The sequence below is a fragment of the Streptomyces sp. NPDC052016 genome, assembly GCF_044548445.1.
In the GTDB taxonomy this organism is placed as follows: Bacteria; Actinomycetota; Actinomycetes; order Streptomycetales; family Streptomycetaceae; genus Streptomyces.
This window is the reverse complement of sequence record NZ_JBIUBX010000001.1, coordinates 408,242-433,507: the sequence shown is the minus strand read 5'-3', so window position 1 is coordinate 433,507 and position 25,266 is coordinate 408,242. Positions and strand designations below refer to the sequence as shown.

The window sequence follows — 25,266 nt, the reverse complement described above, 5'->3', positions numbered from 1 at the left end:
CGGCCCTCAGTTCTTCTTCAGCTCCTCGGCGAGCATCACAATGATGCCGCTGGGACCGCGGACGTACGTGAGCTTGTAGACGTCCTCGTAGGTCGCCACACCGCGAAGCGGACGGCATCCGTGCTTTGCGGCTACCTCAAGGGCTTCATCGATGTCGTCGACTGAGAAGGCGACGCGATGCATGCCGATCTCGTTGGGACGAGTGGGCTCCGACTCGATCGCTTCGGGGTGGATGTATTCGAAGAGCTCGAGGCGACCGTGACCGTCTGGTGTCTGGAGCATCGCAATGTTGGCGTGATTGCCATCAAGACCGACGGCCGTGTCGGTCCACTCACCGCTGACCGTGTCACGGCCGACGACCGTGAGGCCGAGGTCGGTGAAAAAGGAGATCGTTGCTTCGAGGTCGCGAACAGCGATGCCGACGTTCTCAAGTTTGATGGCCATGCGTTGCATGCTACCGAGCAGGGCCACTCAGGTACTGCCGGCAACGACGCAGCCGGCCTCAGCAATCCTGATTCTCGATGGTCAGAGGCGCTTTGTTCTCCTTCTTGACAACCGGTCGGACAGCCCGCCTCGTGAAAGCGCGAGGCCAGGAGCATGGCGAGCGGGCCGGGCTGGTCGTACGGCACTTTCCGCAGCCGCTCGGCGACAGTGCGGCGAACGGACAAGCTTGCCATCGTCTACCAGGCGTCCTCCACCTGGTCGCCATTCTCGTCTGGGCTCGCGAGTGTGATCGAAAGGGACACGTGTCAGGGCTGTTGGTCAGAGGGGATCGAGGAGCATCAGGACCTCGTCTCGGGTGTCGCCGGGCGCGAAGCGCAGGGCGCTGGGCCAGCGGCCGACCTCCCGCCATCCAAGGCGGCCGTAGAAGTCCTCCAGCCCCTCCCTCCCCCGGGCCGTAAGGCGGAGCTGCTCAAGCCCCAGCTCGTCACGGGCCACCGTCCGCAGTTCTTGCATGAGGGCGGAGCCGACACCACGGCCGCGGAAGCTGGGGTGGGTCTGGAGGTGGTGGACCGTTCCCCAGTGTGCGACGAGCCGAAAGGGATCACGTTTGAGGACGACCCATCCGACAAGAGCCTCACCGAACTCAGCGATGATGAGGCGGCTGCGCGACGGGGCGAGACTGCCGAGGAGTTCGTCAGTGACCGGCGCGACGTCGTCTTCATGGACCGGAGGGAAAGGGAATCCCGCAGCACCACCCGCGTTCGTGACCGCGACCCAGCAGCCGATGAGTTGGCGCCTCAGGCCGGGAGTTACCTCATGTATCCCGGTGATCTGCGTGAGAGTGGGCGTGATCTTCTTCCTCATGCGCAGGAGCATCCCAGGCGGTGCTGACATCGAAGTGGGCAGGGCCCTCGGAGCCACCTACTGCTCACTCTTTCGAAGAGGCATCCTCAGCGCGGAGAGGTCAGGGCGCCCACCCTAAAGGGTCAGCCTCACGAAACCCTTTGGCCCAAAGTGAAAATAGTCCTGCGTGTCCCTCAATCGCCTTTTCGCTCGTCGCCGAATGATGCCTGAGGAAGCTGAGCAGCTTCCGCATCATGCATGGCTCCACAAGGAGGATTCACATGCGTCCTGTGAACAGGACCTCTTCCCTCTTCAGCCCGCTGCCTCAACGAGGCAAGCAGCTCGCCGGCAGCGCGATGGCAGCGGTGGCCCTCGTGGTGATGGGCCTCGCCGGCAACGCGGCGGCCGTCGGTCCCAGCGAGCAGCAGATGGGTCACGCTTACGAGTCCCCCGCGGTCGACGAGTGCACGAACCCCGGGTCCGACGTGGTGCGCTCCGGCTCGAAGGGGCTGATGGGCAACAAGGACGAGTGCAAGACAAAAGCGATCAAGGTCACGGAGGTGGTGGGGAACACCGTCAACGTGGCCCCGGGTGGCACCGCGACGAGCATTGCCGTCTGTCCGGCCGGCCAGGTGGCGATCTCCGGCGGGCACAACTTCACCGTCGGGGCGGTACCCGGCTTCTCCAAGCGGGTCACCACCGTCACCCCGGGTGACAGCTGGCGAGTCGATCTCGACAATCCTCCGACGAACACCGAGAACGAGAACGGGCAGGCCTACGCGTACTGCGTACAGGGATCCGCCACGACGCTGCAGAACTCCACCACAGCGGCAACGCTCAAGGGGGGCAGGGCCGCGGCCTGACGCAGTCTTGACCGCCCTGGGAAACGCTTGCGGATTCGCGGCCCCTGAGACCTGATGAGGTTTTGGGGGCCGATCGCATGTGCGGGTCGTGCCATGCCTGTCCCTTTGTCAGGGTGGATGTCAGGGTGCCCCGCCACGCGGCTTGAAGCCTGTCGCCAAGGCTGTGTTCGAACAGCGGAAGCGGGCCGGTGGATGACCCGGGCGCGGTCATGCGCCCGTACCGCAAGCGGGCCGAGATACGGCTTGGCACGAGGGTGCTCCTCCAGCCCGGCCCGTCACCCGGCACCGGACGCCTCAGTCTCCGCGTCGCCCGGCAGGCGAACCCGGCGTGCGGTTGCGCTGCTTCCTGGACCTGCGTCAGGAACTCGGCCGGAGTACCAGGAGGAGGGCGAGCCTGACCCGGTGACCGGCTGAGCAGCCGAGTAACGCCGTCAGATGCAGCATGGCCGGCGGTTCCCCTCGCCCCCGACCATGCGCCCGGCCAAGACCGGTCCGGCCATGGCGGTCACCCGGGCAGCCGATGGTCCGGGTGGAAGGCATGGTGCGTGACGTCTCCGCTGCCGGGGCCCGGGCCGGGGACGATGCCGGCCACCCCCGTCCCGCAGAACCGGCTTCAGCGGCGCGGCGCCGGGGCGGCCCGAGCCGCAGGCGAGTGGCCGACCCACTCTCCATCAAATTCGACGCGCCGGCGCGATGTTCTCCCTCGCCCACGACTTCCGCGTCATGCGCGCCGACCGCGGCTACTGGTGCCTGCCCGAAGCCGACATCAACATCCCCTTCACCCCTGGCATGGCCGCCCTGATCCAGTCCCGGCTGGCACCACAGACCGCGCACGAGGCCATGCTCACCGCCCGCCGCTACGGCGGCACCGACGCCGCGGCCGCCGGCATCGTCGACCAGGCGGTCGGCGAGGACGCCGTACGCTCCACCGCGATCGAGATCGCCCAGACGCAGGTGAACAAGGCCGGCGACACCCTCGGCACCATCAAGGCCCGCATGTACGCCCCGGCCCTGGCAACCCTGCGCGACACCACCAACCCGCTCGGCTGACCAGCACCGCACCGACGGCCGCCCCTCGCGTCGAGCTGCCGAGTCCATCCGCCACATGCTTCATGCGTGCGCGATGAGTTCGGGCGGTGGTTCGGGTCTGTCCTGGCATGACTCGAACCATCGCTGACATCTCGGTCTCTCTCGACGGCTTCGTCACCGGGCCGGATCCCAGCCCGGACAACGGTCTGGGCACCGGTGGCGAGGCCCTGCACACGTGGGCGTTCTCCGACGACCCCGACGACCGCCGGGTCCTGCGTGAGGGGACCGCCCGCTCGGGCGCCGTCGTCCTCGGCCGCCATCTCTTCGACGTCGTCGACGGGCCGAAAGGCTGGGACGACACGTCCGGCTACGGCGCAGGCGAGGTCGGCAAGCCCGCGTTCGTCGTCGTGACGAGCTCGCCGCCGGAGTCGGTGCGGACAACCGACCTCGACTGGACGTTCGTCACCACCGGTCTGCCCGACGCCGTCACCGCCGCGCGCGAGCGAGCCGAGGCTGCGTCGTCGGACAGCGGCGAGGACCTCGACGTCATCCTCATGGGCGGCGGTGCCACGATCGGCTCGGCGCTGGAGGCCGGGCTGGTCGACGCGCTGACGCTGCACCTCGCACCCATCGTGCTGGGCGCCGGGACACCACTGTTCACCGGCGGAGCGCCGCGCACGCTGACGCAGCGGAGCGTGATCTCGACGTCGACCGCGACGCACCTGACCTACGACGTCTCCCGGTGATCCGATGACCACTGTCAACGCCAATGAGATCGCCTTGGGCATCGAGTCGTTCGGTGACGACGACGCGCCACTCGTCCTGCTCGCGGGCGGGACGACGATGCTCTCCTGGCCCGACGCGCTGTGCGAGCGCCTCGCCGCCGGCGGGCGCCGTGTGGTGCGCTACGACCTGCGCGACAGCGGGGAGTCGACGACGTCGGATCCGGAGGCGCCCGCCTACACCCTGCGCGGCCTCGCCGCCGACGCGGCGGCCCTTGCTGACGCGCTCGGCGGGGGGCCTGCGCACCTCGCGGGGATCGGCGTCGGCGGGATGGTCGCCCAGGTGGCCGTGCTCGACCATCCGGGCGCGTTCTCGGCGCTCACACTGGTCGGCACCCGCGCGGTTGCCCCTGGTCCGGCCGACGATGACCTCCCCGACCATGACCGGGCGACGATGAGCCGACTGTTCACGCGTCCGATGCCCGATTGGACGGACCGCGAGGCTGTCGCGGAGTTCGCCGCCGCCGGCGCGGAGATCCTCGGCGACGACCCCGTCGCCGCGCGCGCGATCGCTGCGCGCATCTGGGACCGCACGCCCGGCGTCGCACCCCCGGTCCAGATGGCCAACCAGATGGGCATGGTGTTCTCCAGGCTCGACTGCACACCCCGCTGGCGCGAGCGCCTGCCCGAGATCGAGGTCCCCACGCTCGTCGTCCACGGCCGCCGCGACCGGTTCTTCCCCGTCGGCAACGGCGAGGCGATCGCGCGCGAGATCCCCGGGGCACGGCTGCTCGTCCTCGAGGAGGCCGCCACCGCGATCCCCGATACGGCGGTCGGCGAGGTCACCGAGGCGATGCTCACACTCGGATAGAGGACGGCGGGTGCCGCGCGGGTCTGGCCTCCACGCAGCAGCGGAGGTCGGAGGCTCGATTCGCCGGTTGCAGCCCCTGCCTCGTGTACGCACCGCCCCGAGCGGGCGGGAGCCGCCGGAGGGGGACGGACCCGGCACGCTCCGCGCATGAGACGGCCTGGTGGGCGTGGCCGTCTCATACGCGACCGGGGCGCAGCGTGCGGTCGATCAGTTCAGCGGTTCGATCCACACATTGCGATAGCGGACCTTGTTGCCGTGGTCCTGGAGTTTGATCGGGCCGGTGGCCAGGCCTTCGACGATGCCGCCGCCGGTCGGCCCGTCGATGGTCACGTCGTCGTGGACCGTCTTGCCGTTCCACACCACCGTGACCCGAGCCTTTTCGGTTCTCTCACCGGCGCTGTTGTAGCGCGCGGCCCGGAAGACGATGTCGTACGACTGCCAGGTCTCGGGCGGCGTCGACGCGTTGGTGTCGGCCGCCTTCTGGTTGTAGATGGCGGCGGCCTCGTTGTTGGCGAGGGTAGTTACTCCGTAGGAGTCGAGGATCTGGATCTCGTAGCGGTTCTGGAGGTAGACGCCGCTGTTGCCGCGGTCCTGGCCGGTGACGTCGTCGGGGAGCTTCGGCACCCGGAACTCGACGTGCAGCCGGTGGTCGCCGAAGTTCTGCTTGGTGCGGATGTCTCCGCAGCACACCTCGATGGAGCCGCCATCGGTCCGGGGCCATTCGACCGCGCGGCCGTCGGTGTGCTGCCACTGCGACAGGCTGCCGCCGTCGAACAGGTTGATGCGTTCTCCGGGGCGGTTGATGTGGATCATGTCGAGGTTGACATGGCCGTCGTCGTCATCGTCGTACCGGTAGGCGATGGTGTTGACGCCCTTGCGCAACGTCAGCCTCTCGCTCTGCGTCGCCCAGGTGTCCCAGTCGGCGGTCGGCGGCAGCACCGTCCGACGAACCTTGTCCCCGTTGACGTAAAGGCTGATCTTCTTGTTGCCGTGGAAGGGGTGCGGGCCGTTGGCGTACCGCAGACCCACGTCGTACGTGCCCTTCTTGGCGACGTCGACGCGGAAGGTGGTGGTGGCGCCGAGGGTGCCGTAGCGGTCGACGAAGCCGCCGCCGGAGTAGCCCCCGTGATCCTTGTTGACGCCGGCGCCGCCGGTGAGCTTGGCCTCCTCCGCCTCGTAGGCGGTGACGGGCGTTTCCTCGCCGGGTTGCGCGTTGAGGGTGTACCAGGCCTCGGTGCTCCACAGGTTCTGGCCGTTCTCCGCGGCGAAGGGACGCGGGGACCGGATGTGCACCACGCGGTCGGTCTTGAGCCCGGGGATGTCCAACCGGACCTGCTTGCGGTCGTCCGAGACGACGGCGCGGGACACCGTCAGCGGCTCCTCGTCGATCTTCGGGCCGCCGTACTCGGGCGTGGGCGAGTAGCGCCACTGGCGGACCTGGTAGCTCTGCGCGAGCTTGTCGACGGTCTCCTGGGTCAGGGGTTGGGTGTACTTGAGGACGAAGCCGTTCCTCGTGGCACGCATCGAGTGGATGTCGAAGGCGTTGGTGCCGTTCGGGGTCAGCTTCTGAAGGCCGAAACGGAGCTTGCCTTCCTGACCCCAGTTGCCGTCGGCGCCGAGGCCGCCGGCGTAGATCGCGCCGTCGGGACCGACGCTGATGCGGTTGACGCCCGCCTCCAGGCCTTGGGTGTGACGGAAGACGGCGCCCTGGTACTCACCGTCGACCTTCTCCAGGCTCGCGCGCTGCAATCCGCCATAGGTGACGTCGCCGAAGATCATCTGTCCGGCGAAGGGCCCCTTCTTCAGCATGAGCGGTGTGCTGGGCGAGTTGGCGATCTCGTTCTGCGGCAGCCACAGGACCGGCTTGGTCACCGGACGGTCGTCGAAGGGGCCGGGCCGGAAGGGGGCGTTCTCGCCCGTGCCGTCCCGGTACCGGGTGTAGTGGTTGAAGAAGCGGTCCTGCTTGATGTGCACCAGCTTCGAGGAGGGCAGCCAGCCGCCCTGGTTGTCGGTGACGAAGATGCCCTTGTCCGGGCCCCAGCCGATGCCGTTGGGCGTGCGCAGGCCTCCGGCGATGTAGGAGACCTTGCCGGTCGCCTTGTCGACCTTGATGGTCGTGCCGCGGCCGCCCTCGGCCGGTTGCGGGTCGGTCGTGGCGCCGCCGTAGTTGATGGAGACGGACAGGTTCAGGTAGAAGCTGCCCTTGTCGTAGAGAAGGCCGAAGGCGAACTCATGGAAGTTGCCGCCGTAGGGCCAAGAGGCGATCTTCTTCTTCTCGTCGGTGACTTCGTCGCCGTCGTGGTCGTTCAGCTCGGTCAGCTGGTGCTTCTCCGAGACGTACAGCTTGCCGTCGACGTACTTGATGCCCATGGGCTCCTTGAGCCCCGAGGCGACCTTCTTGGCCGTGACCTTCTCCGGGCCGGTGTCCCCGGTGACGTTGTCCAGGAGATAGACCTCGCCGTTGGTGGTCTCGCTCTCTCCCCAGGTGGCCACGGCCAGTCTGCCGTCCGGTAGCCAGTCCATGCCGGAGACCTTGGGTTCGAAACCGGCGGGACGCAGGTCGGTGAGGGTGTAGTTCGGGTGGACGCCGGCCAGCGGCAGGCCGTCGCCCGGGCTGTCCTGGCCGCCGACGCACTCCTTGCGGCCGGGAGCGGTGACGCGCACGACTCCGGCGTCGGTGCTCAGCGCCGAGTTGGGCACGAGGGTGAAGTCCGCGGCACCGGGTGGCTTCCACTGAAGGGTGAGCTGCTGGCCGCCGCCCGCCTCGAAGTGCTCGATGCGCAGCGGGTGCAGACCGGTGGTCAGATTGGCGGTGCCGTCCTTGGGTTCGGCGCCGTGCAGGCCGTCGTGGTCGATGACCTCCTGGTCACCGATGTGCAGGCGTGAGCCGTCGTCGCTGATCAGACGGAAGCCATACGTACCGTCCTGTGGGACCTGGAGGTTCGCGATGACGTGGGAGACGAAGTTGCTGCCCATGCCGAAGTCCGCATCCGTCGTCCAGTCGACGGTGGGCATCAACTTGTCGATGTTGGGCGTCTGACCGGCCTTCAGTTCGCAGATGTTCTTCAAGGGCACCTGCACGTCGAAGACGCGCAGCGTCACCCCGGGTTCCTGCGGTGGGATGTCCGCAGCGGCCCGGGCGGCCGGCTGGGCGGCGGCGGGGGTCCAGCTTCCGACGACGACTGCGGCGAGTGCCAGCCCCGCAGCATGTCTGCGAAGCCGGCGGTGCGGCCGTTGACTCACTCTTCCTCCTGGCGCTTGGGGCACGGACTGCGGACGCCTGGTCAGGGGTGAACCAGCCTTCGACCTCGGACGAACGGCAAAGGCGGGCATCTGCGGTCCAGCGATTGCGGGTTGCGCTGTACACGGAAAGTGGTTGCGACCAAGACGGTAAGGACTTCCGCTCTCGCCGTCCATGCTTTGTCCTCAAAAAGTTCAAAGAACTGGCGTCTTGAAACCAAGAGGGTGCCCTCGGTGGCGCGTTCACCGCCGCTGTAGCGGCTGCGAGGGCAAGCCGGGTGGTTGCGGGGAGCGCGTTCATCTCCCTGGGCGGCTCTCCCGTCCTTATGCCCGCGGGTAGCTCCCGGCCCTACCAGGGGCCCACGCGCATGGGGCCTGCCAGATGCCCGTCCCGGCGTCTGCGACAGTCACAGCAGGGTCGGGGTACCCACGGGCCATGGGTCGCCGGCAACAACGTCGTCTCTACCGCGACCGCCTGCAACCCCGCGCTGACGTCGTCGTCCCGTGGGTCCGGGGCGCCCGAACCCTCCTGAAACACCTGGATCCGCCGACCGAACGAGCGCCCACTGCTTGTGCCCTGCGAGGAGAAAGAAAGCGTCCGAGATTGAAGCCCCCGCCCCACTTCGGCCGGCGTGGGGCCTCTAGGCGCGCTCCGTGTGGTGCAGTATCTCGTCGGCCAAGAGGTCGTCCAGTGCCTGGGGCAGGGTGTGGCCCATGCCCTGGACCATGACCAGGCGGGCGCCGGGGACGGCGGCAGCGGTGGCTTCGGCGTGCTCGGGTGGGAACATCGGGTCTTCAGTGCCGTGCAGTACCAGCGTCGGTGCCGTGACGGAGACCAGGTCCGCCGTGGAACCCATGGGGGCGGTCCCGGCGAACGTGTGGTTGAGCGCGGCCTGCAGGTCGCGCGCCCGCTCGTACACCCGGTGCTCCATCGCCCGGTACTCGTCCTCGTGGAACGGCAGCGCTGGGCCGTGCAGCACACGCCATAGCGGCAGCCGGGCGGCCAGGTATTCCTCCAGGTCCGCCTGCCCCTTGGGGAAGGCCGAGACGAGCGCGGCCAGCAGCTCGGGCTTGGGCGGAGGCAGTTCGCCCGGGAGCGGAGGCGCCCCCTCCAGGACGCGCTGCACTGCCGCCGCCGTGTCCGTGCCGAGAGGCTGGGACGACAGGCTCGTCAGGGTCAGCACCCGGCGCGCGTGGGTGACGGCCAGATGCTGAGCGATGATGCCGCCGAGGGACGCGCCCACCAGGTGGGCTCGTGCGACTCCGAATGCGTCCAGGACGGCGAGCGCGTCGCAGGCCATGTCGGCGACGGTGTAGGGCTGGGCGGCGAAGTCGACCGTCGAAGAGCGGCCCGTGTCGCGGTGGTCGTAACGGATGACCCGACGGCCCCCGTCGACCAGGCGACGGACGATGCCGTCGTTCCACTGAATGCCCTGTGCCTGCGCACCCATCACCAGCAGCACCGCCGGATGGTCAGGGTCACCGAAGTCCTCTGCCCACAGTTCGAGGCCGTCTGCACGGACCGTCCGCTCGCGGCCCGTCAGGTACTCGTTCTTCGTTTCATTTTCCTGCATGGTCATTCAAGATAATGGTGTGGGGCAGGCTTCGCACCTGTTTTCTCCTCCGAGTTGGACGCCGCGGGTCCGTCCGGGCACCCTGATGCCATGGCGGGTGTCAAGGGACAGGTGCAACGGCGTGGCGTGGAGCGCCGCCGCGCCATGGTCGACGCGGCGATCGAGCTGTTCGCGCGTCAGGGGGTTCGCGGCACCGGAGTGGCCGCGATCGCCGAGCGCGTCGGCGCCACCCCGTCCGCCCTCATCCACCACTTCGGCAGCAAGGACGGACTCGTACGGGCCGTCCTGGAGGAGGCCGACCGGCGTGCTCTGGAACGGCTGTCCATCACGCAGGGGGCCGAACCCACCCTGGAGGAGGCGTTCGACTGGTTCATACGGGACGCCGAGCACACCGCCGCCACCGAACGGGACCTGGCTGCCCTGCACACCACCCTCACGGCAGAGAACCTGGAGCCCGGTTCCGTGCTCCACACCTGGTTCCGGGACCGGGGCCGGGCGCTGCGGGCCCATCTGGTCTCCCTGTTCACCCGCGCCGCGGCCGACGGTTCGGCCCGCGCAGACCTGAACCCCGCGATCCTCGCCGCGGAGACGGCCGCGTTCATCGAAGGGGCCCACCTGCTGTGGCTGCTGGACCCCGAACAGGTGGATCTGGCCTCCGTGCACCGCAGCTACTTCGAGGGACTGGCATCCCGGATACGGCCGTGACCCTGCCCGGCTTCCGCCGGCACGACGTGGTCGAGTGCTGCCGCAAGCCGGGCTGGGGCGACGCCTGCGATGCTGCAATGCTCCGATGCCGGACGGTCCCCCGACATCCGCCGTCCCCGCCGACGAACGGCTGCTCCTGAGGAGAGCCTGGCGGCGACCGTTCACCCGGGGACAGAGGTCCGGTTGTGACCGTGACGATCAGCCGGCGATGGAGTCCAGCTGCTCCGGCGCCGGGCGCAGTGGCCACAGGTCGCCTCCGGGAGGCTCCTGCAGGGCGGGAAGGGCCCGGCGCGCCCGGGTGCTGCCTGCGTCGGCGGCGGCGTGGACGACGTCGGTGGCCGCGTACCGGTGGAATGCGAGTTCCGGATGCGGCCAGGCCGCGGTCCCGGTGGCGGCGGGGAGCAGGTAGTCCACCGCCCTGAACAGGCTCTGTCCGTCCGGGCCCCGGTACGCCCAAAGGTCGACGCCGACGTGACGGCCGATCGCGGCGAGCCGGGTGTGGGCGACCAGGGTGAAGGTGGAGTAGTGCCAGCTGCGGGTGCGGGTCAGCTCCTGGGGCTGGCTCCCGTCACCGGCGATCTGGGGCGTGATGCGCGCGCTCGCCGCCTGCTGGACGGTACGGCGCGCCAGTTCCTCGTCGCCCGTCGCGTAGGCGAGGGCGGCGAGCTGCATGTCGTAGAAGGTGCCGTGGTTGTTGGCGGCCGCTGCTTCCTGCCGGCCGAAGTCGCTTGTCCGCAGCCAGTTCAGGAAGTCCTTGTTCCACCGCGTCATGCCGGCGCGATCGACGGCGGACCAGCCGGGGGCGCCGGTGTCCAGGACGGCGATCGCGTCAAGGACGCTGGTGTACGACTGGGAGAAGTCGATGACGCCGATCGCGCGGCCGTCGTACTTGCAGGGGATGAACTGCGCGTGGTTCAGATGGGGGTTCATGCGGGTGGCCGCGTCCAGGAACCAGGTGCGCAGGATCTGGCCGGCCTTGCGGGCGTACCGGGGGTCGTCGGTGTAGTACCAGGCGAGCGAGAGGTCGTAGACGGAGTCGACGACCTTCTCCAGGTCCTGGCGGTCCGTGCCGGTGTCGACCTCCGGATTGCGCTGGCCGTCGCGCTGCACGTACGGGCAGCCCCACTCGTTGCCGGGGCCCGGCGGCTGGGAGGGCCACCAGTAGGGGGCTTGACTGAGGTAGTCGTGGACGTCGCCTCCGGGGGCCGGACGGGGTTTGTCGACGACCGTCCAGGGGCCTTGGCCGAGCCATGCGTCGGCGCGAGCGGTCAGTGCCCGGGCCGCCCGCCGGAGATGGGCGTCGCCGTGCGCCAGACGGATCTTCGTCTGGTGAAGGCGGGCGCCGTCGAGTACGGCGGTACGGGGGATCCCGTGCGCGGCGCTCGCCCCCGGCGCCGGGACAGCCGGGGTGGTTCCTACTCCGGCGAACGCGGCCAGGGCGGCCAGCAGGACCCCCAGGCGATGCCCCGCCCTCATCGGCCCGCTCCCTTCGCGTGCGTGATCAGGTCGCGCTGGGCCTGATGCAGGTTGCGCGGGCGCACCACGCCGGTCGTGCCGTACAACTCGAGTCGGGCGTGCAGGTCAGCGTCGAAGTCGGGAACGTCGATCTGGTCGAACTCGCGCACCTCGGAGATTCCGACGGTCGCGGAGTACGGGGCCAGCCCGTCGATCTTCATCAGACCCGCGCGGCCGTTGGTGACGCGGATGTTCCAGTGGGTGAAACGGGCGCCGAAGAGGGGCCCGGCACTCGCGTCCCCGCCGTGGCGGCCGTTGTTGTTCACGGTGATGTCGGTGCGGACGTTGGCGAAGGGCATGCCGCGGTGGCTGTCGAAGGTGCCCATGCGCATGTCGCCGCGCGACCAGACGTTGTGGGAGGACAGTCCCTCGACGTTGATGCCGTGCAACTGGGTGCCGGCGGGGGCGGGGGTGGTGCGCTCCTCGATGACGAAGTCCTCGATCAGATTGTCGTGCGAGCCCTCGCGGCAGAAGTACGGGTGGTGGGAGCCTCGTCCCGCCACACGCGTGCGGCGCAGGGTACAGGCGGAGGCGGCGACCAGGCCGAAGCCGTTGTCGGTGTGCCGGACCGTCACGTCGTCCACCCAGCAGTCGTACGCGCACTGGAGCACCACACCGTTGTGGCCCGGGTCGAGGAGGTGGGGTTGCTGCGGCGTCTGCACGGCCTCCAGGGTCAGCCCTTCGACGCCCGAGCCGGTCAGCTCCGGCACGTGCGTGGTGAACCGCGGGTCCCACTCGGGGCGCACGTCCAGGGGAAGCGGGCGCTCCAGGGTGACCTCACGTCCGTGGACGCGGGTGACGCGGACGGGCCACTCGTAGGGGACGTAGGAGAGCAGTTTGGTCTTGTCGGCCCAGCTGTAGGCCTCGGGGCCGGGGCCGTCTCCCGCCATGTGCCTGAGCAGGGTGTGTCCGGCGTCGTCGGCCAGGCGCAGCAGGACCAGGGCGCCGGGACGCAGCCCGGCCGGATCGGTGACCGTCACGGTCCAGTCGCCGCGGCGGGCGGGGCTGACCGCGGTGAGCGTGCGCCACTCGTCGCGCCGGTTGCCGGTCCAGCCCTCGAACGGCCACGCCCGCGCCCTGATCGCCGCGGTCAGGGAGTCCCAGCGGGCCTCGGGCGCCAGCCAGATCAGGCCGCCCGCCCAGGACCAGGAGGACTTGTCGCCGCCGTACCGGGAGCCGTACGGGCCGATGAGTTCGGTGAGGTTCTTCGTGGCGTACAGCGTCGTGCGGCCGCTGCCGGCGCCGCGCAGGACGACGTTCGAGTGGCTGACGCGGATCAGTCCGTCGATGCGGAAGGTGCCGGGCGGGATGGTGACCGTGCCACCGCCGGCCTTTCCGGCGGCGGCGATGGCACGGTTGATGGCGGGCGAACAGTCCGTGCGGCCGTCCGCGACGGCGCCGAAGTCGCGCACGTCGGCGACGACCGGGCGGCGCGGCAGGCACGCCGCCCCGCCCCCGAAGCCCGCCCGGCCGATGTACGGGATCTGGGGGTGCCGGTACGGGTCACGCGTGAACTCGCGCCAAAGCGCGGGGACGTGAGCGTCCGTGCCGGAAGCGGCGACAGCGGTCCCGCCTTCCGCGACGGTCCCCGCCACGGCCATGGCCACGGCGCCGCCCAGCAGGCCGCGCCTGGTCATTCCGGAGGCGGACCCGTCCTCGTTGCCTTTCATGTCGCGTGTCTCCCGCTCTCTCGTGGGCCGGTGGCCGCGCAACCGGTGTGTCAGAGGCTCGACAGGTCGATCGCCCGGTCGACGTCCCGCGGCCGCAGCACGCGCAGGATGCCTTCCAGGAGGTAGTAGTCGGCATAAGGGACCGAGATCTCGACCCCGTCCTCGGCCGGCCGGTTGCGGGTGCAGCGCGCGACGACCGCGTCGGCGCGCGACGACGTCCGCGTCAGGCAGGTCCGCGACAGCGCGGTGAGCAGCCGCAGGGCCACATCGCGGTAGGCGCGCTCACCGGTCACGGTCGACAGGTCCAGCAGTCCACAGGCCATCACCGCACCGGCCGAGGCGTCCTTGACGTCGTACGGCTGCTGCGGCGCGCGGTAGTCCCACACCGGCACGTGGTCGGGGCCCAGCGCCCCGATCGCGAAGTCGGCGAGGCTGCGCGCGCTGTCCAGGAACTCCGCCTCGCCGGTTCGGCGGTGGATCGTGGTGAAGCCGTAGATACCCCAGGCCTGCCCCCGCGACCAGCAGGAAGCGGGGCTGTAGCCCTGGACGGTACCGGGCCCGACCGGGGCGCCGGTGACCGGGTCGAAGTCGAAGACGTGCGGGGTGGAGCCGTCCGGCCGCAGGAAGTGCCGCTGCGTGGTCCTGGCGTGCTCGACCGCGATGTCGAGGTACCGGCTGTCACCCGACTCCTGGCTCGCGAAAGCCAACAGGTCCAGGTTCATCATCGTGTCGATGATGACGCGGCCCGCGTTGTTCGCCTCGTCGAGCCGGCCCCACGCCCGCAGGAAGCGGCCGCGGGTGTTGTACCGCCGGATCAGCGTGCCGGCCGCCTCCAGCGCACCCTCCCGCCAGGCCTCGTCGCCGGTCAGCCGCCAGGCAGTGACCCAGGAGGGGTAGAAGAGGAAGCCGAGGTCATGGGTGGTGGTGTCGTAGCGGCGGGGAGCGAGGCGGCGGGCCCAGTCGACGGCCAGGTCACGGAACGCGCCGTCTCCGCTGTACAGGTGGGCCATCCACAGCGTTCCCGGCCAGAACCCGCCGACCCAGTCCCCGCTCTGCGAATAGACCCACTTCTCGAACCTCGTGCCGACCGGGAAGCCGCCCACCTGCGGGGCGACCGCCCGCACCTTCTCGACGGCGTAGTCCGCGGCCGCCCGCAGCGTGCGTCTCACCTCGTCCGGTGACTCGGCGCCGGCGGCCCGCGCGCCCGGCGCGGAGGCGACCTGGGCGGCGGTGGCGGCAGCGGCCGCCGTGGTCAGAACGGTGCGCCGGGATACGACCATGCGTGGATGACCCCCATCTCGCGCGGATTGGGACTGTTGTCATGAGCGTGGCACACGATTCGACAGTGGTCTACTCACGTGCATCACGTTCATGTATATGAACCCATGATGGGTCAGGCGGCGCCACCCTCTGCTGCTGCAAACGGCTTCTGGACGCTGGTGGTCGAGTCGGTCGCCTGCCCGGCGATCCGCAAGGTACGGATCGAGTCCCTCATGGCATGGTCCCGGCTGAGGCGGCCCTGGTGGCCGAGCACCGCCCCGACCGGCCGGTACCGGCGATGGCCGGTACCGCCGCGATCGGGGGCGGTTGTGCATGTGCCGGCCACCGCCATCGAGAAGGGCCGGGACCTGGGACCTGTCCTCGATGGCGGCATCCTGGCCGACACCGCCTACCGTCTGCTGCCCGCCGGACGGCCCGGCCTCACTTCAAGTGTCGGTCCAAGAACCGGCACCCGTCCTCCAGCTCGAACCACGGGGTGCCGGTGTGCCCTCCCAGATTGGCGTGCAGCGTCTTCTCCTTGCTGCCGAAGGCGTCGAACAGGTCCAGGGCCCGTTGCCGGGGATTCCCTTCGTCGTCCCACTGCAGCAGGAACAGCAGCGGAATGGTGACCTGCCGGGCCTCCTCGCGCTGGGCACGGGGCACGTACCCCCCGGCGAAGAAGCCTGCGGCCGCGATGCGCTGCTCGACCACCGTCAGCCGGATGCCGAGGGCGGCCCACCCCCCGGAGTACCCGACCGGGCCGCCGATCTCTGGCAGCTCGAGGAGGGCGTCCAGAGTGGTCTGCCATTCCGGGACCGCGTTTTCGACCAGTGGGCCGATGAAGGACTCCAAGATCTCGTCGATCGGCTCGCCGGCCTGCATCGCCCGCCGGAGGTCGGCACGGGACTGCTCGTCGGCGGCGGAACGGGGACGGTCACCGCACCCGGCGGCGTCGATGGTGGCCACCGCGTAGCCGCGCGCCGCGGTGTACCGGGCCCGGGCAACCAGCCGGGGTTCCGCCTTGGGCAGGCCGTTGTTGTGGGCCATCAGGACCAGCGGGGCCGGTGCGGATCCGGGCGTCCACAGGGTGCCGGGGATCTCGCCGAGGGCGAATTCGCGCTCGAGGACGCCGTCGTCGAGGCGCTGTTCGGAAGTGAATCGCACGGTCGTGCCTTTCGGGAGGGCTCGTGAACGGCGCTCCCGGACGACCTATCGCCCGACCGTGACCCCGGAGGGGAGCACCCATGTCGACACTGCGTTCACGGGTACCACCTCCTCGTTCTCTCGCACGGCCTCCGGGAGGCTAGCAACGGTCGCCCTGGTCCGCCAACGGGTTTCTGCGGAGGCGACGTGGCCGGATGCCGCCTCAACGCATAGGGCGCGGCCCGAAGTTGTCCCAGGCCCAGCTCGAGCACCGCCCGGGGTGCTCGCCGGCTTGGTCCCCACCCCGATCGGACGCTCCTCCCCCGCACGCGATCAGGACTCAGTCACATACCGTCCGAACAACTCGCTGATGAACTCTGCGTCAGCTGCCTCTCGCACACTCCGCTTGGGCAGCACGCAGATGCCTCCGAGCCTCGCGCTCACCGACAGCACCCAAAGATTCGGCGTCTCATGAAAGCTCTGAAAGGCAGTCCACTGATAGGTGGCTGTGAAATGAGCCGTATCCGCCTGCACACCGCGATTGCCCAAACGGATCACACACAATCCCTGATCGAGCGTCCAGTGGTACATCTGCCGCGTTCCAAGGCGCAGCCACAGCTTGATGTAGAGCAGCCGCAGCAGCACCGCCAAAGGCGCCAAGGCCAGCCATGCGAGCAGGTGCCACGGCCCAGGAAGCCATGCGGTCGCAGCTACCGCCGAGGCCAGGCCAGCCAGACACGCAATGCGCCGCGCTCCCGGAATCGTGCGGCCCGACCAGACGCACAGGGCCTCGGCAAGCTCCGCTTTCGTTGCCTGGTAGCGCACTTCGACCACCCGGTCGCGGGCATCCCGCCCCGCGTTGAGTGCCATCACCGCAGACCTGTCAGGAGGAGGCACAGGCGAGTGCCGTGGAGCCGACAACACCACCGGAAACCGTCACAGAGATCATTCCTCACGGTCGAACGCTAGTCCAATACCGTGGGAGATTACCCCTGCGCAGGGGCGCCTGGCCCGCTGCGAAGCCGACCGAGGCCGTGAAAAGTGGTCGGCTTGCCTGTCAGCGCCGCAGTAGGTTCACGACCCGTCCGGGCCACGGTCGTCGACGCCCCCGCGGCTGACCACTGCCGCAGTGGACCCTCCGCCCGAGGGATCGGTGGTGAGCGAGCACCGACTCGGCGTCCTCGGCGCCCCCCTCGCTCGCGGCGTCCCCGGTGACGTCCTGGTGCTCGGGGCGCGGGGTGTTCATCAGCACGCGACGATCACTGTACCGACCAGGAGGATCCCCGCGGCCAAGGTGCCGGCCGTCACGAACCCTTCCAGCATCGCCTAGGAAGGTCCGTTTGCGGCCGGTGTAGTCGGCGGTCCGACCGCCGAGAAGCAGCAGGCTGCCGAACGCGAGCGTCTACGCGGTGATGATCCACTGCCGGTCTCCGTCGGAGATTCCCAGATCCCGCTGGAGCGAGGGCAGAGCGCATGCTGCCGTCGGCGGTGATCTACGCGACCCGCACCGGGTGAGCCGTGTCTCACAGCGGCAGCGTTGCTATGCAACGAGGTGCATAGGAGGATCGTGGACATGGCGCTCGAGCACGCGATCCTCGTCTCCCTGCTGGAGAAGCCGGGCTCCGGCTACGAGCTGGCCCGGCGGTTCGAGCGGTCCATCGGGTACTTCTGGACCGCCACCCACCAGCAGATCTACCGCGTGCTCAAGCGGATGGAGAGCGACGGCTGGGTCGACGTCCGGGACGTCCCGCAGTACGGGCGTCCGGACAAGAAGGAGTACTCCGTCGCCGGGCCCGGACGGGACGCGCTCTCCGCGTGGCTCCACGAAGCGACCGGGCCCGAGAGTGTGCGACACGACCTGGCGGTGAAGGTCCGGGGCGCCGCCTTCGATGATCCGGCCGCCCTGATCAGTGAGGTCGAGCGGCACCGGCAGGCGCACACGGATCGCCTCGCCCACTACCTCGCGGGCGAGGCCCGCGACTTCGGGGACCCCCCGGCGGACGGTCCGCTCGACGCCGAACGGGAACTCCAGCACGTCGTGCTGCGCGGCGGCATCGCGTACGAGCGCATGATGATCGCCTGGCTCGACGACGTCCTCGCCACACTCGCCGGCTTCGGCGCCGGTCGCTGACCGGCCGAGCAGGCCCCCCGGGACCCGTACCCGGACCCACCCTCACCCTCCCAGCCGAAAGGCGGCACCCATGGCCGACGCGCTGCTCTTCAACCCGCGGACGTACGACCCCGCGCACTTCGACCCCGAGACGCGCAGGTTGCTGCGCGCCACCGTCGACTGGTTCGAGGAGCGGGGCAAACGCCAACTGATCGAGGACTACCGGACCCGCGCCTGGCTCGGTGACTTCCTCGCCTTCGCCGCCAAGGAAGGGCTCTTCGCGACCTTCCTCACGCCCGCCTCCGCCGCCGCGGAGGGCGAGGGCGACAAGCGCTGGGACACCGCCCGCATCGCCGCCCTCAACGAGATCCTCGGCTTCTACGGCCTCGACTACTGGTACGCCTGGCAGGTGACCATCCTCGGCCTCGGCCCCGTCTGGCAGAGCGACAACCCAGCCGCCCGTGCCCGTGCCGCCGAACTGCTGGCCCAGGGCGAGGTGTTCGCCTTCGGACTGTCCGAGAAGGCCCACGGAGCCGACATCTACTCCACCGACATGCTCCTGGAGCCCGACGGCACGGGCGGCTTCCGGGCCACCGGCTCCAAGTACTACATCGGCAACGGCAACGCCGCCGGGCTCGTCTCCGTCTTCGGCCGCCGCACCGACGTCGAGGGCCCCGACGGCTACGTGTTCTTCGCCGCCGACAGCCGCCACCCGGCGTACCACCTGGTCAAGAACGTCGTCGACTCGTCGAAGTACGTCAGCGAGTTCCGCCTCGAGGACTACCCCGTAGCCCCGGAAGACGTCCTGCACACCGGCCGTGCCGCCTTCGACGCCGCCCTCAACACCGTCAACGTCGGCAAGTTCAACCTGTGCACCGCCTCGATCGGCATCTGCGAGCACGCGATGTACGAGGCCGTCACCCACGCGCAGAACCGCATCCTCTACGGCCGCCCGGTCACCGCCTTCCCGCATGTGCGGCGCGAGTTGACCGACGCATTCGTCCGGCTCGTCGGCATGAAGCTGTTCAGCGACCGCGCCGTCGACTACTTCCGCACCGCGGGCCCCGACGACCGCCGCTACCTCCTGTTCAATCCGATGACGAAGATGAAGGTGACCACCGAGGGCGAGAAGGTCATCGACCTGATGTGGGACGTCATCGCCGCCAAGGGCTTCGAGAAGGACAACTACTTCGCCCAGGCCGCCGTCGAGATCCGCGGCCTGCCGAAGCTGGAGGGCACCGTCCACGTCAACCTGGCGCTGATCCTCAAGTTCATGCGCAACCACCTTCTCGACCCGGTCGCGTACGAGCCCGTCCCGACCCGCCTCGACGCGGCCGACGACGTCTTCCTCTTCCGGCAGGGTCCGGCCCGTGGCCTCGGCTCGGTGCGTTTCCACGACTGGCGGCCGGCCTTCGACGCGTACGCCCACCTGTCCAACGTCGCCCGTTTCCGCGAGCAGGCCGACGCCCTCTGCGAGTTCGTCCGCACGGCTGCTCCTGACGAGGAGCAGAGCCGGGACCTCGACCTGCTCCTCGCCGTCGGGCAGCTCTTCGCGCTCGTCGTCCACGGGCAGCTGGTCCTGGAGCAGGCAGCCCTGGCGGGCCTCGACGAGGACGTGCTCGACGAGCTGTTCGCCGTCCTCGTGCGGGACTTCTCCGCGCACGCCGTAGAACTGCACGGCAAGGACTCCGCGACCGAGGAGCAGCAGCTCTGGGCGCTCGGCGCGGTCCGGCGCCCGGTCGTCGACGGGGCGCGTTCGGAGCGCGTCTGGCAGCGCGTCGAGGCTCTCTCGGGGGCGTACGAGATGATGCCCTGAGGCCTGGACGCGGCCTCGGACCGCCTCGCGGAGTACGGCGACCGCCGCCGTACTCCGCGAAGTGTTCGCCGGTGCGCGTGGAGCGGTTGGCCGAAGGACGACGGGGGTTCGGGACGAACGGACAGCAGCCGCTGGATGCCCCGGTTCACGGTGATCATCAGGACGCGCTGCTCACCCGCTCGATTGCGGACCGGTGGGACCGCCTCGGTCGATTCGTCCATCGGGCCGGCGGTACGCGTCGACGGTTCGGCTGCCCGGTCGGCTTCCTCTTCTCACCCGATGCGCCGCACCCCCATTCGGCCATTCCCCCGTCCGCCGGTGGACACGGGACAGTCTGAATGGAACGCTCGCTCCAGACCGCGGGCAGTACCCAGGAGGCGCACCCCCCGGCCGCGCCGACGCGTTCCCGTATACGAGCCGCGCATCGCACCAGCACGAAGTCCTCGCAGAAGCCGAGTCCTGGTACGCCCGGATTCCTCGCCGAGAGGGGTTCACCCATGAAGGCCACAGCCGTCACGGCCGCAACCGCCGTCGTCCTCCTTGCCACCGCCGCACCTCACGCCGCAGATCCCACCGCGCATCACGTCGCCCGTGCCACCCCTACCGCGACCGCCGGACCTGCGGAGTTCACCGTGGACACCACGTCCGACGCTGTCGACGCCGACGGGTCGGACGGCCGGTGTCTCACCGCCTCGGGCGCGTGCACCCTGCGTGCCGCGGTGATGGCCGCCAACGCCCGGCCCGGCAGTACGATCACGCTGCCTCCCGGCCACTACCGGCTGACGATCCCGCCCGACCCGCGGCTGATCATCGGCGACAACCCCGACCCCACCACGGGCGATCTGAACATCACCGCCCGCACCACGATCAAGGGCGCCGGCGCACGGACCACGGTCATCGACGCCAACCACCTGGACCGGGCCTTCCGCATGCAGGCGGACACCCGGCTGTCCGACCTGACGATCACCGGAGGAGTGACCAGGCAACGCGAACTGCCCATCACCGACACCGGTGGTGGCGCGATCGCCAACGGCCGTCACATGACGCTGCGACGGGTCACCGTGACCGGGAACTCAGCTGGTTACGGCGGCGGCATCTTCAACGTCCCCGACTCCCACCTCGTTCTGATCGACAGCACAGTGAGCGGGAACGTCGCGGGCGAGGCCGGAGGCATCAGATTCGACGACACCGGCACCGTGACCAACTCGACGATCGCGGACAACCGGGTGACCAACCCCGGCAACCGCCCCGGCAGCCTCGCCGGTTACGGCGGAGGCATCGACATCCGCGGGACGGGCCTCGTGGAGATCCTCAACTCGACCATCACCGGGAATCGTTCCAGCGACGGCGGGGGCGGCATCAACATCGCCCCCGCCTACCTGGACAGCCTGCCCTCACCGATCCCCGACATCATCGATCTGCCCCTCGGGCGCGTCACGCTGCGCAACTCCATCATCGCGGGCAACACCGTCGACGGCGCGCCAGCCGACTGCAAGAAGGCATTCGCCACCATCGCGTCCGCGGGCCACAACCTCGACGGCGACGGCAGCTGCCGACTCACCGCGGCCGGCGATCTGCCCAGCCGCGCCCCGCTGATCGGACCGCTCGCGGACAACGGCGGCCCCACCGACACCGTCGCACTGCTTCCCGGCAGCCCCGCCCTGGACGCGGCCGAGAACTGCACGGCCACCGATCAGCGCGGCGTCGCGCGCCCCCAGGGCGCCTCCTGCGACATCGGCGCCTACGAGCGAACGCCCTGACAGCACCCTCGTACCGGCACTTGGAGCCGAAGATGAGAGCCCCGATCCTGCGTGCCGTTCCGGCCCGCGCCGCAGCCGCCCTGTCGGCCCTGCTCCTGTCACTGACCGTCCCCGCGCCCACGGCCCGCGCCGCTTCCGACCCCGACTCCCTGGTCGTGCGCACCGACCGGGGCTGGGTGCGGGGCGCGGCCGTCCGCGACGGCGGGCGGGTCTTCCACGGCATCCCGTTCGCCGCCCCGCCGACCGGTGAGCTGCGCTGGCGTCCGCCGCGACCGGCGGCGCGGTGGTCCGGCACGCGGGACGCCACGGCACCGGCCCACCCCTGCCCCCAGTTACCGCTGACGCTGCTCCCCGACGGCGGCCCCGTCCTGCCCGGCGAGTCCAACCGCACCGGCAGCACCGTGGAGGACTGCCTCCACCTCAATGTCTGGACCCCCGCCCGCAGCGGCGGCCGGCCTCTTCCGGTGCTGGTGTGGCTGCACGGCGGCGCCAACGCCTACGGCGCGGGCAGCGACTACGACGGCGCCGCGCTGGCCGCGCGGGGTGTGGTCGTGGTGACGGTCAACTACCGCCTCGGAGCACTGGGTTTCCTCGCCCACCCCGCCCTGTCCGCCGAGAGCGCGGACCACGCCTCCGGCGACTACGGCCTGATGGACCAGCAGGCCGCGCTGCACTGGGTACGGCGCAACATCGGCGCCTTCGGCGGCGACCGCAACCGGGTCACCCTCGGCGGCCAGTCCGCCGGATCGGCGGACACCTGCCTCCACATCGTCTCGCCGACCGCGAAAGGCCTCTTCCACCAGGCGATCCAGCAGAGTGGAGCCTGCGCCGGGGGCGGAGGTCTGACGCCTCTCACACTCGACGCGGCCGAACGCAAGGGGGGCGACTTCGCGGCCTCGGTCGGCTGCACCGACCCGGCGACCGCGGCGAACTGCCTGCGTGCCGTGCCCACCACCGAGCTCATCCGCGTCGCCGGGACAGGAGTCGCATCCCTGTGGGCGCCGAACACCGGTCCCTGGGTCCTCCCCCGCCCTCCGCACACCGCGTGGGCCGAGGGACGAGTGAACGCGGTCCCGGCACTGATCGGCAGCACCCGTGATGAACACCGCTACTTCACCGCGCTGTACGTGGATCTGCTCGGCGGCGGCCCACTGACTCCCGACTCGTACGCCGCCCTCATCAGGCTCCAGTACGGCAACCAGGCGGCCGCGGTCCTGGACGCGTACCCCGCCTCGGGGTACCCCTCCCCCAACCTGGCCTACTCCGCGATCGGCACCGACCAGCGGTTCGCCTGCCCGGCACGGGCCGACAGCCGGCTGTACACCAGCCGTGCTCCCGTCCACGCCTACGAGTTCGCCGACGCCCAGGCACCGCCGTTCATCCCGGCACCACACACGCCTCAGGGGGCCTTCCACGCTTCCGAGCTGGCCTATCTCTTCCCCACGGACGCATTGGCGCCCCTCACGCCCGCCCAGCGGCGGCTGTCCGCCACGATGACCGCCTATTGGGCCAATTTCACAGCCACCGGCAATCCCAACGCGCCCGGAACTCCGCCCTGGCCGCGCTACACGGCCGCCGGGGACCGCATCCAGGTGCTGGCACCGGACCGGGTCCACCCGACCACCGACTTCGCGGCCGACCACCACTGCCCGTTCTGGCAACCCTCCCCCACTTTCCAGGGAGCCGTGCGATGACCTCGGCGCTCGCCCCGTTCCGGGGCGGGCGCCGGACGCTCGCCCCGGCGCGGCGGCAGCGGGAACGGCCGGCCGCGATGGCCGGCGTCGCCCGTACCCACTCCCCGTGGTACCGGGAGCTCTACCGGACCGTGCCCGCACGCGTCGAGGCAGTTCCGGGTCGTCATGCCCTGGTCATGACGCCGTACGAGGGGGCGTCATCACAGGGACGCCACGCCCTCCACCCGAACGCCGTGGTGGCTCGCCAGCGCCAGCAAGGCCACGCGCAGCGGTCCGGTCTCCAGGACCGTGTCCGGCTCGAACCAGCGGGCCACCGCCGTTCCGCTCGCCATCCTCAGGGTGAAGCGCGCCAACTCGTCCGCCACCTCGGGGCGGTCTCGCAGGGCGAAGACGGAGCTCACCGCATCACGGGCCCAGTCCACCAGCGCGTCGCGGTAGTGACGCACCTCCGCCACGGCCGCCGCGCTGGCGTCCTGCTGCACCATGCCCAGCCCCAGCAGCAGCTTCACCCCTCGCGGCTGGCGCTGGAACGCGCCCTCCACCTCCGTGAGGAAGGTGTCCAGACGCTGCACGACATCGGCGCCGGGCACGTCGGCCGGGGGCAGGGCCGCCAGCAGTGCGGTCCTGGCGCGCTCCAGCACCGCGACGTAGATTCCGTCCTTGCTCCGGAAGTGCCAGTAGATCGAACTGACCGGCAGACCACATGCACCGGAGATCATCGAGATGGACGTGGCGGCGTAGCCGTGCCGCGCCATCAGATCGCCGGCGGTGTCGAGAATGGCATCACGGGACCGCGCGCCGCGGTCCCGGGCCGGTGCCTCCGTCATAGGGCCGACTCTAAAGGAGACACCGGCCGACGGTGCCCGTTCATGGCAGGTCGCGCGGGCCATGCCTGAGGCGCGGCCGTACGGATCATCCGTAATCAGCGGAGGGCAGGTTGAACGCCTGACAGATCTTCGCGTCCACGTGCGCCTCCGGAGGCGCACGTGCACAGTCACTGCGGCCCGCTACCGCGGGTCCGCACCTCCATGCGCCCCCGGAGTCTCCCGAACGGCGGCGAAAGGTACGCATGTCGGTGTCAAAGTGAAGCGCATGGTGGTTTCGACACTCGCGCCGCTCTGTGGCGTCGTGCTGGGCGGGATTCTGTCGTGGCTGGCCCAACGTTCCGCGGGGCGGGCGGCAGCGCGGGCCGAGGCACGGCGCTGTTCCAGTGAACTGGCCGAAGCGCGCCGCAAGGAACGCCTCACCCACCTCATCGACTTCCTGTCGGCGGTGCAGGAAGCCGAACGGGTGGCCGTCGACCGCTGGTACCACCTCAGCTGTGACGAGAACTGGGAGGCCCGATCGCGGCAGGCTGTCGACAAGGTGTGGGTGACACAGAAGACGATCCACCTTCTGTGCGATGCGGAGGTCAACGAGGCGGCGCGCGCCCTGGCGTTCGCTGTGCAGGAGGTGGTCAGGCAAGGCCCCGACGACCGGGGTGCGCCACTGGACGAGAAGGTGTGGGCGCACATCCGTCCGAGTCGACGGGTCTTCCTGGACGTGGTGCGCGAGCATCTGAGGTGAAGGCCGCCTCGTCGAGCCCGGGCCGAAGGCCACGCGGCGCCTGATCTCGGACTTCTTGTCCTTGAAAACGCGTTCGACGTCATCGTAGCGGGAGGTGATGTGACTCTGGGTGGCCTCGTGCCAGATCAGGGGTTCCCCTCCCGCATCACCGCGTAGGCGGGGTAGGGATCCGCGGCGAACTCGGGCGAGAGAATGTCGGGCACCTGCTGGGCAGTGGACATGGAACTCCTCAGGTCGGACGGGCCTGTGCGGGCAACAGGTTATTGATCTTTCCTTGGCTCAAACAGGTGCGATCCTGACCGAAGTTGGTTGGGCGGAGGCAAGGAATCCGGACAGGGCGTACTCCGCGGCCCGGCCGCGGCTCGACGTGCGGTCGGGTGAGGCGAGCCGTCGATGGGGAAGGCTGCCCGCCGGTGGGGCGGGCAGCCGTGGTCGCGCGCG

21 protein-coding genes and 2 pseudogenes are annotated in these 25,266 nt (G+C 70.0%); 12 read left to right on the top strand and 11 right to left on the bottom strand.

Annotated features, from left to right (window positions below; all coding sequences use genetic code 11):
* Positions 1–6: 6 nt before the first annotated feature.
* Both ACIHAR_RS02000 and ACIHAR_RS01995 read right to left on the bottom strand, forming a co-directional pair.
* The gene (locus ACIHAR_RS02000; RefSeq protein ID WP_384647393.1) at positions 7–444 is read right to left on the bottom strand and encodes a VOC family protein; all 438 of its coding nucleotides are present in this window, start codon (positions 442–444) and stop codon (positions 7–9) included.
* A 318-nt stretch (positions 445–762) separates the two neighbouring features.
* Positions 763–1,308, bottom strand: a complete 546-nt coding sequence (locus ACIHAR_RS01995) for a GNAT family N-acetyltransferase (RefSeq protein ID WP_400015967.1) — start codon at positions 1,306–1,308, stop codon at positions 763–765.
* A gap of 260 nt (positions 1,309–1,568) precedes the next feature.
* Here ACIHAR_RS01995 and ACIHAR_RS01990 point away from each other — a divergent pair, with 260 nt between their 5' ends.
* From ACIHAR_RS01990 to ACIHAR_RS01970, 5 genes and pseudogenes are all read left to right on the top strand, one after another.
* A complete protein-coding gene (locus ACIHAR_RS01990) occupies positions 1,569–2,150 on the top strand; it encodes a hypothetical protein (RefSeq protein WP_400015966.1) in 582 nt (193 codons plus the stop codon).
* 328 nt (positions 2,151–2,478) lie between these two features.
* On the top strand, positions 2,479–2,556 hold the full coding sequence (locus tag ACIHAR_RS01985; protein ID WP_400016329.1) for a hypothetical protein: 78 nt from the start codon (positions 2,479–2,481) through the stop codon (positions 2,554–2,556).
* 278 nt (positions 2,557–2,834) lie between these two features.
* Positions 2,835–3,200 (top strand): annotated as a pseudogene (locus tag ACIHAR_RS01980) (enoyl-CoA hydratase/isomerase family protein); the annotation flags it as partial.
* Positions 3,201–3,307: 107 nt separating this feature from the next.
* Positions 3,308–3,925, top strand: coding sequence for a dihydrofolate reductase family protein (locus tag ACIHAR_RS01975; protein WP_400015964.1), 618 nt, complete (start codon positions 3,308–3,310; stop codon positions 3,923–3,925).
* A gap of 4 nt (positions 3,926–3,929) precedes the next feature.
* Positions 3,930–4,772 (top strand): alpha/beta fold hydrolase, encoded by an 843-nt coding sequence (locus ACIHAR_RS01970; protein WP_400015961.1) that lies wholly within the window; start codon positions 3,930–3,932, stop codon positions 4,770–4,772.
* 207 nt (positions 4,773–4,979) lie between these two features.
* Here ACIHAR_RS01970 and ACIHAR_RS01965 read toward each other — a convergent pair whose 3' ends face one another.
* Positions 4,980–8,015: a family 16 glycoside hydrolase gene (locus ACIHAR_RS01965; RefSeq protein ID WP_400015959.1), complete on the bottom strand. Its 3,036-nt coding sequence runs from the start codon at positions 8,013–8,015 to the stop codon at positions 4,980–4,982.
* A 638-nt stretch (positions 8,016–8,653) separates the two neighbouring features.
* Entirely contained in the window at positions 8,654–9,586 is a 933-nt protein-coding gene (locus tag ACIHAR_RS01960) for an alpha/beta fold hydrolase (RefSeq protein WP_400015958.1), read from the bottom strand.
* Between the two features lie 90 nt (positions 9,587–9,676).
* Here ACIHAR_RS01960 and ACIHAR_RS01955 point away from each other — a divergent pair, with 90 nt between their 5' ends.
* The gene (locus tag ACIHAR_RS01955) at positions 9,677–10,291 is read left to right on the top strand and encodes a TetR/AcrR family transcriptional regulator (RefSeq protein WP_400015956.1); all 615 of its coding nucleotides are present in this window, start codon (positions 9,677–9,679) and stop codon (positions 10,289–10,291) included.
* Positions 10,292–10,489: 198 nt separating this feature from the next.
* Here the strand turns inward: ACIHAR_RS01955 and ACIHAR_RS01950 are convergent, their stop codons facing one another.
* The 5 genes from ACIHAR_RS01950 to ACIHAR_RS01930 form a co-directional block, all read right to left on the bottom strand.
* Entirely contained in the window at positions 10,490–11,767 is a 1,278-nt protein-coding gene (locus ACIHAR_RS01950) for an alginate lyase family protein (RefSeq protein ID WP_400015954.1), read from the bottom strand.
* Entirely contained in the window at positions 11,764–13,476 is a 1,713-nt protein-coding gene (locus ACIHAR_RS01945) for a glycosyl hydrolase family 28-related protein (RefSeq protein WP_400015952.1), read from the bottom strand. Before ACIHAR_RS01945 ends, ACIHAR_RS01950 begins: the two co-directional genes overlap by 4 nt.
* Positions 13,477–13,526: 50 nt before the next feature.
* The gene (locus ACIHAR_RS01940; protein WP_365465745.1) at positions 13,527–14,756 is read right to left on the bottom strand and encodes a glycoside hydrolase family 88 protein; all 1,230 of its coding nucleotides are present in this window, start codon (positions 14,754–14,756) and stop codon (positions 13,527–13,529) included.
* A gap of 421 nt (positions 14,757–15,177) precedes the next feature.
* Positions 15,178–15,900, bottom strand: coding sequence for a dienelactone hydrolase family protein (locus ACIHAR_RS01935; RefSeq protein WP_400015950.1), 723 nt, complete (start codon positions 15,898–15,900; stop codon positions 15,178–15,180).
* A 312-nt stretch (positions 15,901–16,212) separates the two neighbouring features.
* A complete protein-coding gene (locus tag ACIHAR_RS01930; protein WP_365465749.1) occupies positions 16,213–16,749 on the bottom strand; it encodes a YcxB family protein in 537 nt (178 codons plus the stop codon).
* 286 nt (positions 16,750–17,035) lie between these two features.
* Between ACIHAR_RS01930 and ACIHAR_RS01925 the strand changes: the two genes are divergently transcribed.
* The 5 genes from ACIHAR_RS01925 (at position 17,036) to ACIHAR_RS01905 (ending at position 23,259) form a co-directional block, all read left to right on the top strand.
* Positions 17,036–17,209, top strand: a complete 174-nt coding sequence (locus tag ACIHAR_RS01925) for a hypothetical protein (protein ID WP_400015948.1) — start codon at positions 17,036–17,038, stop codon at positions 17,207–17,209.
* A 243-nt stretch (positions 17,210–17,452) separates the two neighbouring features.
* Positions 17,453–18,010, top strand: coding sequence for a PadR family transcriptional regulator (locus tag ACIHAR_RS01920; protein ID WP_400015946.1), 558 nt, complete (start codon positions 17,453–17,455; stop codon positions 18,008–18,010).
* Between the two features lie 70 nt (positions 18,011–18,080).
* Positions 18,081–19,805 carry an acyl-CoA dehydrogenase family protein gene (locus ACIHAR_RS01915; RefSeq protein ID WP_400015944.1) on the top strand — a complete coding sequence of 575 codons (1,725 nt, stop codon included), beginning with the start codon at positions 18,081–18,083 and terminating at the stop codon, positions 19,803–19,805.
* A gap of 497 nt (positions 19,806–20,302) precedes the next feature.
* A complete protein-coding gene (locus ACIHAR_RS01910; protein ID WP_400015942.1) occupies positions 20,303–21,565 on the top strand; it encodes a choice-of-anchor Q domain-containing protein in 1,263 nt (420 codons plus the stop codon).
* Positions 21,566–21,597: 32 nt separating this feature from the next.
* Complete coding sequence (locus ACIHAR_RS01905; RefSeq protein WP_400015940.1) at positions 21,598–23,259, top strand: carboxylesterase/lipase family protein; 1,662 nt, start codon at positions 21,598–21,600, stop codon at positions 23,257–23,259.
* Between the two features lie 200 nt (positions 23,260–23,459).
* Here the strand turns inward: ACIHAR_RS01905 and ACIHAR_RS01900 are convergent, their stop codons facing one another.
* On the bottom strand, positions 23,460–24,086 hold the full coding sequence (locus tag ACIHAR_RS01900; RefSeq protein WP_400015938.1) for a TetR/AcrR family transcriptional regulator: 627 nt from the start codon (positions 24,084–24,086) through the stop codon (positions 23,460–23,462).
* 256 nt (positions 24,087–24,342) lie between these two features.
* On the opposite strand from ACIHAR_RS01900, the gene ACIHAR_RS01895 reads away from it, so the two are divergent.
* On the top strand, positions 24,343–24,825 hold the full coding sequence (locus ACIHAR_RS01895; RefSeq protein WP_365465861.1) for a hypothetical protein: 483 nt from the start codon (positions 24,343–24,345) through the stop codon (positions 24,823–24,825).
* A gap of 45 nt (positions 24,826–24,870) precedes the next feature.
* On the opposite strand, the pseudogene ACIHAR_RS01890 reads toward ACIHAR_RS01895, so the two are convergent.
* Positions 24,871–25,046: pseudogene (locus ACIHAR_RS01890) on the bottom strand (cytochrome P450); the annotation flags it as partial.
* Positions 25,047–25,266 lie beyond the last annotated feature (220 nt).